A 14,379-nucleotide genomic window follows, 5' to 3' on the forward strand; every position below is an offset into this window, starting at 1 on the left:
CCGGCCGCCGCAACACTCGCGGCACCGACAAGGCCGCGTCCGCAGAATGGCTGGCCCGCGTCCTGCTAATCACCATTTAAAGTCCAATCGGAAAAACCCGCCCCATGAAAAGAAAAACCCTGCTCACACACATGGCGCCGCTGGCGCTCTACGCTCTCTTGACCGGATGCGGTAAAGCGCCGGAGGCCCCGACTCAAATCGACGCCAAGACCTGGAATCTTCCGGTCATGACGGCGAGCGCCAGTGCACCGGTCGAGTACACTACGGTCGGCTCGGTGGTGTCCGATCAGCGCGTCGAGGTCGCCTCGCGGCTGAGCGGTTATATCCGCGAGATCCAAGTGCAGGAGGGTGAACGGGTGCGGCGCGGCCAGGTGCTTGCCCGCCTCGATGCCGCGGACGTGGAAGGCGGCATCCGCCAAACGCGCGCGGCCCAAGGCGCAGCCGAGGCCGCCTTCCGGGATGCGCAGACTGACCTCGAGCGATTCGAGCGCCTGTTCGAACGCGGCAGCGTCTCGGAAAACGAGATGCGCAAGGTGCGCCTGAAGTTTGACGCCGCCCGCGAGGCCCTGAACCAGGCACGCGCCGGTCTCGACACGGCGCTCGCCCAGCGCGCCTATGCCGAGATCACCAGCCCCGTGGCGGGCACGGTGGTGGCCCGCCTCAAACGGGCCGGCGATCTCGCCGTGCCCGGCATGCCGCTCTTGACCGTGGAGTCGGGGCGCGGCCTGCTATTCGAGACCTTCGTGGCGGAAGGCCAGATCGCCGCCATGGCCGAGGGCAAGCCGGCGGTGGTCAGCATCGACAGCCTGCCCGCGCCCCTGAAAGGCACGGTGACCCGGGTGGTCCCCTCCGGTGACCCGGTCACCCGCAGCTACCAGGTCAAGATCGCCCTGCCAGAGACGGTAGGGCTGATGCCGGGGATGTTCGGCCGCGCGGTCTTCACGGTCGGAGAAAGCCCCTCGCCGGTGGTGCCCCGGCGGGCGCTGGCCGAGCGCGGCGGGCTCACCGGAGTCTTCGTGCTGGATGGCGAAGGCCGGGCGCGCTTCCGCTGGTTGCGCACCGGCCGCGAATGGCCCGACCGGGTCGAGGTAAGCGCCGGTCTGGCGGCCGACGAGCGCTTCGTGGCGGCGGTCGAGCCCGCCCTGCGCGAGGGTGACCGCGTCATGCCGGTGGAGGCGCCGCGATGATCGACCGCAGGCTCAACAGCGCCGGACGCCTGGCCGAGTTCTTCGTCAACTCCAGGCTGACCGTGCTATTCATGCTGGCCTGCGCGCTGCTGGGTCTGCTGGCAATGGCGCTCACCCCGCGCGAGGAAAACCCGCAGATCGTGGTCCCCGGCGCCGAGGTGCGGGTGGCCCTGCCCGGCGCCTCCCCCGAAGAGGTGGAGGAACTAGTGATCCGGCCACTGGAGGGTATCGTCAAGCAGATCCCGGGGGTGGACCACACCTACGCCACGGCAATGAACTCGCTGGGCGTGCTGATGGTGCAGTTCAAGGTAGGGGAGAACAAGGAGAAATCCCTGGTCAAGCTCTACGACCGCGTGCTCGGCCAGCGCGACCGCCTGCCCCTCGGGGCGATGGAGCCGCTCATCCGCAGTGTGGACGTAGACGACGTGCCCATCGTCACGGTCACTCTGGCCTCGGAGCGCTATGACGACTATGCGCTGAAGCGGCTGGCCGACCGCATGCTGGAGGGGCTGCGCAGCCTGGAGGCGGTATCCACCACTTTCGTGCAGGGTGGCCGCGACCGGGAGATGCGCATCGAACTAGACCCGCAGCGCCTGCAGTCCTTTGGCGTGACGCTGGACCAGGTGCGCGCCTTCCTGAGCGCGGGCAACGTCGCCGCCCCCCTGGGCACGGTGGTGCAGCAGGGCGAGAACCGCCAGGTGTACCTGGACGGCTTCCTCGCCTCGGCGGAGGAGCTCGGGCGCCTGATCGTCGGCAACCACGCCGGCCGCCCCATCTACCTGGGCGAGGTGGCGCGCGTCGTCGACGGCCCCCCCGAAGAGCGGGATAAACTGAGCCGCATGGCCTTCGGTCCGGCCGATGCGCGCTTCGGCAAGGTGCAGCAGGCGGAGATGCCGGCGGTGACACTGGCTGTGGCCAAGAAGGCCGGCACCAATGCCGTGGTCGTTGCTGATGAGGTGCTCGCCCGCATCGAGCGGATGCGGGTGCAATTCGTACCGGCCGACGTCGAGCTCGTGGTGACCCGCAACGACGGCCAGAAGGCGGACGCCGCCGTCAACGGCCTGATCGAGCACCTGGGCATCGCCGTGCTGGCCGTGTTCCTGGTGACCGCCGTCTTCCTGGGGCTGAAGGAGGCGCTGATCGTGGGCGTGACGGTGCCGCTGATTCTGGCGCTCACCCTGGGCGCGGCCTATTTCGGGAGCCTGACCATCAACCGCGTCTCCCTGTTCGCGCTGATCCTATCGCTCGGGCTGCTGGTCGATGCCGCGATCGTCGTCATCGAGAACATCCACCGCCGCTACGCCCGCCTCGGCCAGGAGGACAAGGCGCGGGCCACGGTGCAGGCGGTCAACGAGATCGGCTCCCCCACCAACCTTGCGACGCTGGCGGTGATGCTGGTGTTCGGCTCGCTGCTGATCGTCTCCGGCATGACGGGGCAGTATTTCTATCCGGTCGCCTTCAACGTCCCCGTCGCCATGGCCGCCTCCCTGCTGGTGGCCTATGCCGTCGTGCCCTGGGCGGCCAACCGCTGGCTCAAACCGGGCGAGGGGCACGACCTGGAAGACCACGACACCGGGGACCGCCTGCACCGCTTCTACCACGCGCTCATGGCGCCCTTGGTGGACCGCCCGCCCAGACGGCGGGGCGTCTTTCTGCTGGCCGCCCTGGCGATCGTGCTCTCCCTGTTCCAGGCCGCCTGGCAGTTCGTGCGCCCGGCGGGTCTGAGCGGGCCGCAGGCCTGGTTCGGCGTCGAGATGGCGATGATGCCCAAGGACGACAAGAATACCTTCAACATCACCTTCGACCTGCCGGAGACCACCCCGGTAGAAACCACCGATCGCCTCGCCCGTGAGATCGGTGCCCTGTTGCGCCAGAACCCCGACGTGAGCGATTACCAGAGCTGGATCGGCCAGGCCGGTGTGATCGACTTCAATGGCCTGCTGCGCGGCGCCGGCAGCAAGCAGGGACCGCATGTGGGGGAAGTCCGCGTCAACCTCCGGGACAAAACGGCGCGCGACAAGACCTCAATCGATATCGTTCGCGAGCTGCGTCCCGCGGTGCAGGCCATCGCCGCGCGCTTCCCCGGCAGTACCGTGCAGCTGGTGGAAGACCCGCCGGGGCCGCCGGTGCGCGCCACGGTGCTGGCCGAAATCTACGGCACCGACCCGCAGCAACTGCGCGCGCTCTCCGGGCAGGTCAAAGCGGCCTTCGGGCAAACCTACGACATGGTCGAAGTCACCGACACCGAGGTCGAGGATGTGTACCAACACCGCCTGACCGTCGACCGGGAAAAGGCCGCGCTCTCCGGGCTGACCGTCGCCGAGGTGGCCGTCGCGCTGCGCCGCTTGATCGACGGCGAGGCATTGGGGCGCGCCCATGTTCAAGGCGAAAAGAACCCCGTGCCCATCCGCTTGCAAATCCCGCGCAGCCACCAAATCGACCCCGAACTGCTGACACGGGTGTCGCTGACCAATCGGCAGGGCCAGCGGGTGCCGTTGTCGGAACTGGTGCAGGTGGCGCCCGCCCGGGCCGACCGGCCCATCCTGCACAAGGATGGCGAGCGCGTCACCTTCGTGGGCGGCGAGCTCGAATCCACCGCCCCCGTCTACGCGGTGCTCGATCTCGACCGGCGCCTGGACGGCCTGGCGCTGGCCGACGGCAGCCGCCTTGTGACCGGCAACCTGCGCTTCAAGCCGGTGGCGCCCGACACCCTGGACGGCCCCCGCCTGCTCTGGGATGGCGAACTGCGCATGACGCTCGATACCTACCGCGACATGCTGGGTGCCCTGGGGCTGGCGATCACCTTCATCTTCCTGGTGCTGGTGGCCTATTACCAGTCCTTCAGCCTGCCGCTGGTCGCCATGGCGGCGATCCCCCTGGGGCTGGCCGGTGTCTTTCCGGGACACTGGCTCATGGGGCAGCCGTTCAACGCCACCTCCATGATCGGCATCATCGCTCTGGCCGGCGTGGTGGTGCGCAACTCGCTGCTCATCATCGACTTCGTGCTCGACTACCGGCGCCAGGGCATGGACCTGCGCGAAGCCATCCTCGAAGCCGGTGCGGTGCGCCTGCGTCCCATCCTGCTGACGGCGCTGGCCATCGTCCTGGGCAGCGCCGTGATGCTCGCCGACCCGGTGTTCGGCGGCCTGGCCATCTCGCTGATCTTCGGCACGCTGGTCTCCACCGTGCTCACACTGATCGTCGTGCCCCTGCTGCTCTATCTGCTGCTGCGCCACAAACAGCGCAAAGAAGCGGCCACAAAAGAAGGAACAACATGAATTCCGCTCATCACCCAAAAAGACTCCGCGGCCTGCTGCCGCTGGCAGGCCTGGCCGCCGCGCTGCTCGCGGGCAACTCCGCTGCCGAATCCCTGCCGCAGGCATGGGACACCGCCCTGGCCGTGGACCGCGGCCTGAAGGCGGCGCGCGAAAACACCGCCGCCGCCGAGAGCCTGCTGGAGGCTGCCCGATCCAGCAGCCTGCCCAGCGTGAGTCTGGAGGCAGGCTATACCGCCCTCGACAACACGCCGGCGTTCAGGGCCGACCTGCTCGGCCAGTCGCTGCAGATGCCGATGGCCCAGCAAGACAGCGCCGCCTACAAGGCCATGGCGACCCTGCCGCTCTACACCGGGGGCCGCATCGAGCGCGGCATCGATGCGGCGGCGGCGGGCCTGGAGGCGGCGAGGCTGGGCGAGACGGCCGACGTGCAGAACCTCAAGCTGCGCGTGGCCGATGCCTACGTCAACGGGCTGCGCGCCGGCCGGATGCTGAAGGTCGCCGAAAGCCATGTCGAGAGTCTGTCGGCCCATGCTCGCGATGTGGGAAACCTGCACGAGCAGGGCATGGTGGCCAGGAGCGACCTGCTCTCCGTGCGGGTCGCCCTGGCCGATGCACGGCAAAAGGCCCTGCAGGCGGCCAATGCCCTGGATCTGGCCCGCGCGGCCTACAACCGGCTGCTGGGGCGCCCGCTTGACCAGGCCGTCAGCTTGGATGAACTGGCCCCCGATGCGGGTCGGGTACCCTTGGCGCGCTTGACCGAGCGGGCGCTCGTCCAGCGCAGCGAATTGGCCGCGCTGGCCGGACAGATCGAGGCCTTACGCCATCAGGCGGCAGCCGTGCGCGGAGAAAATCGTCCGCAGATTGCGCTGTCCGGCGGCTATGGCTACCAGCAAAACCGCTATCAGGTGCATGAAGGGCAGTGGATGGTCACCCTGGGAGCCCGATGGAACGTGTTCGATGGCGGTGTGGCCGGTCACCGCGCCGGCGCGGTCGAGCGCCAGGCGGCAGCGTTGACGGAGCAGCGCGAGGAGCTCGCCTCGGTGGTCGCCCTGCAGGTGCGCCAGACTTGGCTCGACGTGGAGGAAACGGGAAAGCGCATCGAGGTCACCCGCTCGGCCATCGACCAGGCCGAGGAAAACCTGCGCGTGGTGCGCGACCGCTATGCCAACGGCCTGTCCACCCATACCGAGGTGCTGGACGCCGAAACCCTGCGCGTCAACAGCGAGGCCAATCACGCCGCCGCGCACTATGACGCCGCGCTGGCTGGACTGCGACTGAAGCGTGCCGTGGGCGATCTTTAGAGAGGGAGCCAGCGTGAAGAAGAACATCCCGTTCGTTGGGCTCGTTTCCGGATTGACCGTGCTGGCCCTGCTCGCCGTCGCGGGTTGGTGGTTCTGGCTGCGCACGCCGCCGCTGCCTGATGGACTGATCCAAGCCAACGGCCGTATCGAGGGCGATCACTATGCCGTCGCCGGAAAGATGCCGGGTAAGGTGGCTGATCTCCCTGCCCGCGAAGGGGATAGCACGCAGAAGGGCAAGGTGCTCGCCCGCCTGGACGATGCCCAGGTCCGCGCCAGGCTCGATCAGGCCCGCCAGGCGGCAAGCGCCATGGAGGCGCAATGGCGGGCGGCGCAGACGGCGCTCGCAGTCGCGCGCAAGGACCTGCCCCTGGCGATCCAGACCGCCGAGGCCAACCTCGCCCATGCCCGCGCGCAGCTCGCCTCGGCCCACTCCAGCGCGGAGCAGGCGGCGCGGGATGCCGAACGCTTCCGCCGGCTGGCCGAGGCGGGAACGGTGGATCGGCACCGTTACGAGCAGATGGCGCTCGCCGCCGAGGTCGCGGCCAACCAGGCGCGCTCGGCCGAAGAGGCCGTGCGCGTGGCGGAAAGGCAGCTCGCCCAGGCGCGTCTGGGCGATGAACGGCTGGGCGCCAGAAAGGATGAAGTGAAGGCCCTGGCCGCCCAGCTCGATCAGGCGCGGGCCGCGCTGAAAGAGGCCGAGAGCGTGCTCGCCGATCTCGCCATTGTCGCGCCTGCCGACGGCATCATCACCCAGCGTCTGGTGAATGCGGGCGAGGTGGTCGGCGCGGGTGCGCCGCTTTTCGACGTCGTCGATCTCGACCGCCTCTATCTCAAGGCCTATGTGCCGGAGAAGGACATCGGCAAGGTGCGCCTGGGGCTGCCGGCGCGGGTGTACACCGACGCCTTCCCCGACCGGCCGTTCCCCGCCACGGTGCGCTACATCGCCGCGCGGGCGGAGTTCACGCCGAAGGAGGTGCAAACACCGGACGAGCGGGTCAAGCTGGTCTATGCGGTCAAGCTGTATCTGGATGTAAACCCGGAGCACCGCCTCACGCCGGGGCTGCCGGCCGATGCCATCATCCGTTGGCGCGAGGACACCCCATGGGCGAAGCCGCGCCGCTAACGCCCGCGCCGGCCGTCCGGGTGCAGGGTTTCGGCAAGCGCTATCGCCGGCAGGCGGCGGTCGCCGGGGTCGATCTCGAGGTGCGGCGCGGTGAAATCTACGGCCTCATCGGGCCGGACGGCGCCGGCAAGTCCAGCCTCATGAAGGCCGTCGCCGGGGTGCTCGCCTTCGAGGAGGGCTCGATCGAAATGTTCGGCATCCGCATCGATTCGGAGGCGGCGGCCGAGCGGGTGAAGGGCCGGCTCGGCTTCATGCCCCAAGGCCTGGGCCTCAACCTCTATCCCGAGCTGTCGGTGGAAGAAAACATCGACTTTTTCGCCCGCCTGCGCGGCGTGCCGGCCGCAGAGATTGCCGCGCGCAAGGCGAAGCTCCTGGCCATGACGCGGCTCGACCGCTTCACCGGCCGGCCGATGAAACACCTCTCCGGCGGCATGAAGCAGAAGCTCGGCCTCGTCTGCACCCTGATCCACGAGCCGGAGCTCATCGTCCTGGACGAGCCCACCACCGGTGTCGATCCGGTCTCGCGCCGGGATTTCTGGGCCATCCTCGCCGAGCTGTTGCGCGAGAAAGGCATCACCGCCCTGATCTCCACCGCCTACATGGACGAGGCCGAGCGCTTCCACCGCCTGTCCCTGATGCACGGCGGGCGCGTGCTTGCGAGCGGCGAACCCGATGCGATCCGGGCCCGGACGCCGGGCAGCGTGTTGGAACTCGAGGCCGAGCCGCAGGTGGAGGCGCTGGACCGCATCCAGGCCAGCCTTGCGCAGGCGGAGTCGGTGGGGCCGCGGCTGCGGGTGTTCGTGGACGACGCGGCGCCCGAAGCCGCCGTCGGCACGGTAGCCGGGCTCCTCAAGGGACTGTCTCTGCGGGACCTGCACGCCACCACGCCCGATCTCGAGGACGCCTTCGTCGCCCTCCTGCGCCGGCAGCGGCTGGTCGAGGAGAGGGCCGTTGCCAAACCCCGGGCCGGCGACGGCGATCCGCCTGGCGACGATGTCGCCATCCTCGCCAAGGATCTGACGCGGGATTTCGACGGCTTCCGTGCCGTGGATCGCGCGAGCTTCACCGTCCATCAGGGCGATATCTTCGGTCTGGTGGGCGCCAACGGTGCCGGCAAGACCACGCTGATCAAGATGCTCACCGGCATTCTGCCGCCCAGCGATGGCGAGGGGCGGGTGGCCGGGGCCGACATGCACTTTGCCGCGCAGGCGATCAAGGCGCGCATCGGCTACACCTCCCAGGCGTTTTCCCTGTATCAAGACCTGAGCGTGCTGGAGAACCTGCGCCTCTATGCCCGCATCTACGGCGTAGCGCGGCACGCGGCTGGCGAGCGCATCGAACAGGTGGCGGAGCTGACCGGGCTTACGGGCCGCGAGCGGCAGCTGGCGGGCCGCCTGCCGCTGGGCATCCGCCAGCGCCTGGCGCTCGCCTGCGCCATGGTGCATCGGCCGCGCATCCTGTTCCTGGACGAACCCACCTCCGGCGTGGACCCGATCGGCCGGCGCCGCTTCTGGGACATCCTCGTCCATCTCGCCCGCGTGGAGCAGGTCGCCATCCTCATCACCACCCACTACATGAGCGAGGCCGAGCATTGCGACCGCCTGGCCCTGATGCACGCCGGACGGATCGTCGCCGACGACCCGCCCGCGGCATTGAAGCAGGCCCTGCGCGAGGAGGCCGGCGAGCTGCTGGAGGTCGCCACCGACCGGCCGCTGGCCGCCATGGCGCTGCTGGAGCAGGCGGGCTTCGCGGGGGTGGCGCTGTTCGGCCGGCACATCCATCTGTTTGCCCGCGATGCGCACACCGCGACGCGCGAGATTCAGACCATCCTCGCCGGCCGCGGCATCGGGCTCGCCAGCGTGACACCGCGCCCGCCCTCGCTGGAGGATGTGTTCGTCTACCGGATCACGGCCTTGGAACAGGGGGAGCAGCGGCTATGAACCTCGCACGCATCGCGGCGCTGGCCCACAAGGAGTGGCGCGAGATCGTGCGCGACCGCCTGTTTCTCGCGCTGGCCTTCGTGGTGCCCGCTGCGCTGATGCTGGTCTTCGGCTACGGCCTGTCGCTCGACGTGGAGCATATCCCGTTCGCGGTGGTGGACCATGACCGCAGCGCCCTCTCGCGCGACTACACCCACCGCTTCATCGACTCGCGCTACTTCGACTACCGGGGCCATGTGAAGAGCGAACGCGAGCTCGACCCCCTGCTCGCCGACAGCCGCATCCGCTTCGCCATCGTGGTTCCGCCAAAATTCGAGGAGAACCTCATGGCGGGGCGGCCCGCGGCGGTGCAGAGCCTGATCGACGGCACCTTCCCGTTTCGCGCCTCGACCAGCAAGGGCTACGTCATCGCCATCAACGCGGCCTTCAACGGCGAACTGCTGGCCGCCTATATCAGCCGCCGCTTCGGCGTCGCGCCGGAACGGGCGGCGGCGCTCGCCCAGCCGGTGCGGGTGCAGCTGCGCTATCTCTACAACCAGGAGCTCAAGAGCACCTGGTCGATCGCCACGGCGCTGGTCATGCTGGTGCTGATGGTGGCGCCTCCATTCCTCACCGCGCTGGGGGTGGTGCGCGAGAAGGAGAGCGGCTCCATCTACAACATCTATGCCTCCACCGTCACCCGCGGCGAATTCCTGGCCGGCAAGCTCCTGCCCTACGTGGGTATCTCCATCGTCAACAGCCTCATTCTGTGGGCGCTCGCCACCGGTCTGTTCGGCGTGCCGTTCAAGGGCGATCCGCTGTTCTTCTTCCTCTCCTCGGTGATCTATGTCACCTGCACCACGGGCATCGGCCTGCTCGCCTCGCTCATCGTGCGCACCCAGGTGGCGGCGATGATGCTGACCGTAGTCATGACCATCATCCCCTCCGTGCTGTACTCGGGCCTGCTGGTGCCCATCGCCTCCATGGACCCGCAGGGGCAATTCGAGGCGCACCTGTTTCCCGCCATGTATTTCACCGACATCGCCTTGGGCAGCTTCCTCAAGGGGGTGGGCCTGGAACAGCTCTGGGGCAAGGCATTGGCGCTGGCCATTTACGCGGCCGTGCTGTGGCTGATCAGCTTCGCGCTCTTTCACAAAAGACCGCGCACATGAACTCAAGGTTGACACTCTGGTGGTCGCGGCTGGCAGCGATGACAGTCAAGGAGCTGCTGCAGCTCTTTCGCGACGGCTTTCTGATGTTCGCCATCGTCTTCCTGTTCACCGCCGACATCTACATGACCCGCAATGTGCGCCTGGAGCTCAACCATGCCACGGTGGTGGTGCACGATGCCGACCACAGCGCCGCCTCCCGCGAGCTGATCTACCGCTTCCGTCCGCCTTATTTCCAGCTGGGCGGCGAGATCCAGGACAGCCGCGAAGGGCAGGCGCTGCTGGACCAGGGGCAGGCGCTGGCGGTGCTGGACATCCCTCCCTACTTTCAGCGTGACCTGCAGAGCGGCCGGCCCACGGACGTGCAGGTTCTGGTGGACACCAGCAACACCGTGCTGGGGACGCTGGCCGCCAGCTACAGTGGCCAGATCATCGGTCGCTACGGCTTCGAGGCGGCGCTGGCGCGCATGGGGGCGAGCGAGGCGAGCCTCGACACTGTCCCCATGATCCAGGACCAGCACCGCGTCTGGTACAACCCGAACCAGAACGATGCCTGGTTCATCCCCATCTCGGAGCTGCTGACCGTCATCACCGTCATGGCCATCATGCTGCCGGCCGCCGCCGCGGTGCGCGAGAAGGAGCGCGGCACCATCGAGCAACTGCTGGTTTCGCCGCTGACCCCGGCGCTGATCCTGCTGCCGAAGGTGATCTCCATGACCCTGGTGATCCTCGCGGGCACTGCAATCTCCCTGTTCCTGGTCCTGGTGCCGGTCTTCGGCGTGCCCATCAAGGGCAGCCTGCCGCTGTTCTTCGCCGTGACCACCCTCTACACCGTCGCCACCTCCGGGCTCGGTCTCTACATCGCCACCCTGAGCCGCAACTTGGCCCAGGCGGCGATGCTGGCCATTTTCATCCTTATGCCCATGGTGTTTCTCTCCGGCGCCTGGACCCCGCCCGAGGCTATGCCCGCCGGTTTACGCGAGGCGATGTATCTGTCGCCGCTCTACTACTTCATCGAGATGGGCTACGGCATCCTGCTCAAGGGCGCGGGGCTCGACGTGCTGTGGGATTCGCTGCTGGGATTGACGCTGCTGGGGGTGGGGATCTTCGGTTTTGGCGTGCGCAGGTTCAGGCGGCAGTTTGGCTAGGCCATGACGTGAACCGGGTGACGAGCACCCTCTGTTCATCGGGCCACGTGATGTAGATCAGCTTCTGCCGCGCCGCCATGCGATGACCGATCGTCCCTGTCGATCACCGCGGCGTGCGAGGTGGCCGGCTAAGCGGCGCGGGTAGGGTAGTCCGTGTAGCCTTTCTCGCCGGGAGTGTAGAAAGTGTCGAAGTCCGGCGCGTTGAGCGCCAACCCCTGTTGCCAGCGGGCGGGCAGGTCCGGGTTGGCGAGAAAATCACACCCGACCGCGATCAGATCCGCGCGGCCGGCGTTCAGATCGTCCTGGGCGCGCTGCGCGTCATAAGCGCCGACCAGGATGACGGGGCCGCCGAAGGCCGCGCGCATGGCCTGCTTGATCTGCTCCGGCACTGCAGGCGCGCCCATGGCAGAATGATCCACGATGTGTAGATACGCCAGCCCCAGCTTGCCCAATTGCTCGGCCAGGTAGGTGTAGTCGGCCTCCATTTCCGCGTAAGGCGGCATGTCGTTGAACACGCCGTAGGGCGAGAGGCGAATGCCCACCCTGGAGGCGCCGATGGCCTCGGCCGTGGCCCTGGCCACTTCCAGCACGAAACGGGCGCGGTTTTCGATCGGGCCGCCGTAGTCGTCGCTGCGCTGGTTGCTGGTGGGGCGGATGAACTGCTCCAGCAGGTAGCCGTTGGCGCCGTGCAGCTCGACCCCGTCGAAACCGGCAGCAATGGCGTTTTGGGCCGCCTTGACGAAATCCTGCCGGGTGCGGGCGATGTCGTCGAGGCTCATCGCCCGGGGCGCCGGGTGCGGCTGCATGCCGGCGCGGTCGGTGTAGATCTCGCCGGCGGCGGCGATGGCCGAGGGAGCCAGTACCTGCGCGCCCTGCGGCAGATTGTGCGGATGGCCAATACGTCCGGTGTGCATGAACTGGACGAAGATCTTGGCGCCGCGGCTGTGAACCGCGCCGGTGACGCCCTTCCAGCCGGCCACCTGGGCCTCTGAGAACAGCCCTGGAATGCGCGGATAACCCAGGCCTTCGGGCGAGGGGCTGGTGCCTTCGGTGATGATCAGCCCGGCCAAGGCGCGCTGCGCATAATACTCGGCCATCAGCGCGTTGGGCAGATTCTCGATGGCGCGGTTGCGCGTCATCGGCGCCATGACGATGCGGTTCTGTAGCCGGTGGCCGGCGACGGTGGCCGGTGAGTACAAATCACGGTTGTTTTGAGTCACTGCTTTCTCCTCATTCATGGATGACGATGGTTGAAGGTAGATTTATATGGCCGCAGGCAAAGTCCCAGGAGGTGCGCAGGATGCCCAGCAGGATGTCGATCTCGGCGATGTCCCGGGGCGCGTAGGCCATCACGGCATTGGCCGGGATGTAGCCCGCCTCGGCCATGGGATGTGGCTCGCCCCAGCCTTTGCTGACCAGCTCCAGGGGCAGAATCAGGTGCATCGAACCGTCATCAGCCGGATGCACATGGGCGAACTCGCGACCGACCATGAAGGCTTGGGGCGGACCACATGCGCGCTCATGGGATAGCACCAGAGCCTCGGCCCCGGGGACCGAGATTCTCGATGGCTCGCTGCGCACGAAGGCAACTCGATGCGTGTACCTTGAAGGTCCGGTGCACCTCCGGAGCGCTGTTCTGGCTGATCTGGGTGTGCGGTGCACAAGGCGTGGTCCGCGGACGTTCGCCCGGGCGTGGCGGAAATTCGAAGCTCATGGCCTGCCTCCATACCTCCATATTCAAAGGCACTCTCCACGGTGCCCATGACGTGATCTTCCAGCATCTTGCGGCGTGGCTCGCCAGCGGCGGCGCCAGCCACCACATGCAGGGGTAACAGATGTTCCTCACGCGTGTCGGCGGCGACCGCCTCCAGCCAGGCATCGAATTCACGGCTCGCACCCGGCTGCGCCCGTGCATACCCGCTATCATCTCCTGCATGTTGTGGAAGCTGTTGTCCGAGCCGATGATCAGCACCCCTTCCTCGCGCAACGGGGCGAGCGCCGCGCCTGCGGTCAAGTGAACGTCGAGGCCGAGGCCGGCTTTGAGCGACGTCTGCGCGCATGGAAATCTTGCTTTGGGAGGGGCGATCTTCAGTGGCACGAACACCCCGTGGTCGAAGCCCTGTCCGTCGAAGGCGGTGGCGATGGCTGCGGCCTCGAGCAGCCCGCTCGCTCGGCCAGCCATGGCGCACCCGGCGCCGGCCAGGTGAGTTCGTAAGTGTCGGGTGGATCCAGCCCATGAAAAAACGGGGCCCGCCGCAGTGAGGGAGGTAGCGCGTGGGCTGGCGGCGCATGGGCTCAGCTTGTCAGGGCCGTGCGGTTCACCGCCAGCCAGTCGCCCAGGCTTTGCGGTTCACGGCCAGCGAAGTATGTCACCGCATCGGTGACCACGTTCATGTGCCCTGCGCGCACGTTGGCATCAAAGGCGACCATGAGCTCAACGAATGGGTGGGGACCCCTGCGTCGCGCATCCCGGCCGCGAGCGCGTCGTCGGAGACCTTGACCACCTCGATGGGCTTGCCCAGTTGCTTGCTGGTCGCGGTTGCCAGCGCGTCAACGGTCAAGGCCACAGGGCCGGTGATGTCCTGGATCGATGACTGGTCCTCTGTGAGCAGGGCGCCTGTGGCCGCTGCCGCGCAGTCGAGGCGCGTCACATAGCCCACTGTCCCATCGCCGGCAGCGGTGTACCAGCGCCCCGACGCAAGCACCGAGGGCATCGTGAACAGCAGGTTGTCGAAATACCAGTTGTTACGCAGAATGGTGTAAGGGATGCCGGTGGCGATGACCGCCTCCTCACTGCTGCGATGGTCCGGCGCGAAGGGGATCAGACTTTCAGGTCCAGGGTTGGTCATCGAGGTGTAGAGGATATGCCCGACGCCAGCCTTGGCGGCCGCCTCGATCGCCGCCTTCTGCTGGCGGGCGAGCTTGCCAGGTTCACCCAAAGCATCGGTGGCAACGATCAGCAATCGATCGATACCCTCGAAGGCTTCGTCCAGGCTGACTGGGTCGTCGAAATCCACCCTGATTTTTGACTCGGCGAGCCCGCTGATCCGCACCGGGAACCGGCTCCCTGCGGTCACGTACCGGGCGCCTTGGGCGTTGAGCGCCCGCAGCACCTGAGTGGCAAACTTGCCCGAAGCGCCGGTGATGAAAATCCGTGCGTCGCGAAAATGGGGCATAGCATTACCTTTCAGGTTACAATAAAGAACTTGGTGCATTCTAGGAACTGTCGTCAAACTGCACAAGAAGGCACGCGT

General features: G+C 67.5%; 11 protein-coding genes. 8 read left to right on the forward strand and 3 right to left on the reverse strand.

What is annotated here, in order from left to right:
- Positions 1-227 precede the first annotated feature (227 nt).
- Genes HHL15_RS08435 through HHL15_RS08465 form a run of 7 tightly spaced genes read left to right on the forward strand, consistent with a single transcriptional unit; the run spans position 228 to position 11,125 of the window.
- Positions 228-1,187 carry an efflux RND transporter periplasmic adaptor subunit gene (locus tag HHL15_RS08435; RefSeq protein ID WP_235943304.1) on the forward strand — a complete coding sequence of 320 codons (960 nt, stop codon included), beginning with the start codon at positions 228-230 and terminating at the stop codon, positions 1,185-1,187.
- Positions 1,184-4,465, forward strand: a complete 3,282-nt coding sequence (locus HHL15_RS08440) for an efflux RND transporter permease subunit (RefSeq protein WP_076600372.1) — start codon at positions 1,184-1,186, stop codon at positions 4,463-4,465. The genes HHL15_RS08435 and HHL15_RS08440 overlap by 4 nt, the downstream gene beginning before the upstream one ends.
- On the forward strand, positions 4,462-5,766 hold the full coding sequence (locus tag HHL15_RS08445; protein ID WP_076600371.1) for a TolC family protein: 1,305 nt from the start codon (positions 4,462-4,464) through the stop codon (positions 5,764-5,766). Before HHL15_RS08440 ends, HHL15_RS08445 begins: the two co-directional genes overlap by 4 nt.
- A gap of 13 nt (positions 5,767-5,779) precedes the next feature.
- Positions 5,780-6,889, forward strand: coding sequence for an HlyD family secretion protein (locus tag HHL15_RS08450; protein ID WP_076600370.1), 1,110 nt, complete (start codon positions 5,780-5,782; stop codon positions 6,887-6,889).
- Positions 6,850-8,829 (forward strand): ATP-binding cassette domain-containing protein, encoded by a 1,980-nt coding sequence (locus HHL15_RS08455; protein WP_206198677.1) that lies wholly within the window; start codon positions 6,850-6,852, stop codon positions 8,827-8,829. The genes HHL15_RS08450 and HHL15_RS08455 overlap by 40 nt, the downstream gene beginning before the upstream one ends.
- The gene (locus HHL15_RS08460) at positions 8,826-9,980 is read left to right on the forward strand and encodes an ABC transporter permease (protein ID WP_076600368.1); all 1,155 of its coding nucleotides are present in this window, start codon (positions 8,826-8,828) and stop codon (positions 9,978-9,980) included. The genes HHL15_RS08455 and HHL15_RS08460 overlap by 4 nt, the downstream gene beginning before the upstream one ends.
- A complete protein-coding gene (locus HHL15_RS08465; protein ID WP_076600367.1) occupies positions 9,977-11,125 on the forward strand; it encodes an ABC transporter permease in 1,149 nt (382 codons plus the stop codon). Before HHL15_RS08460 ends, HHL15_RS08465 begins: the two co-directional genes overlap by 4 nt.
- Positions 11,126-11,253: 128 nt before the next feature.
- Here the strand turns inward: HHL15_RS08465 and HHL15_RS08470 are convergent, their stop codons facing one another.
- Both HHL15_RS08470 and HHL15_RS08475 read right to left on the reverse strand, forming a co-directional pair.
- A complete protein-coding gene (locus HHL15_RS08470) occupies positions 11,254-12,345 on the reverse strand; it encodes an alkene reductase (RefSeq protein WP_246128593.1) in 1,092 nt (363 codons plus the stop codon).
- A 10-nt stretch (positions 12,346-12,355) separates the two neighbouring features.
- Positions 12,356-12,616, reverse strand: coding sequence for a luciferase domain-containing protein (locus tag HHL15_RS08475; protein ID WP_050417874.1), 261 nt, complete (start codon positions 12,614-12,616; stop codon positions 12,356-12,358).
- Between the two features lie 344 nt (positions 12,617-12,960).
- Between HHL15_RS08475 and HHL15_RS26420 the strand changes: the two genes are divergently transcribed.
- Positions 12,961-13,143: a hypothetical protein gene (locus HHL15_RS26420; RefSeq protein WP_050417873.1), complete on the forward strand. Its 183-nt coding sequence runs from the start codon at positions 12,961-12,963 to the stop codon at positions 13,141-13,143.
- Between the two features lie 372 nt (positions 13,144-13,515).
- Here the strand turns inward: HHL15_RS26420 and HHL15_RS08485 are convergent, their stop codons facing one another.
- Complete coding sequence (locus HHL15_RS08485; protein WP_169145348.1) at positions 13,516-14,301, reverse strand: NAD(P)H-binding protein; 786 nt, start codon at positions 14,299-14,301, stop codon at positions 13,516-13,518.
- Positions 14,302-14,379 lie beyond the last annotated feature (78 nt).

The sequence above is a fragment of the Zoogloea dura genome (genome assembly GCF_012927165.1).
Classification (GTDB): domain Bacteria; phylum Pseudomonadota; class Gammaproteobacteria; order Burkholderiales; family Rhodocyclaceae; genus Zoogloea; species Zoogloea dura.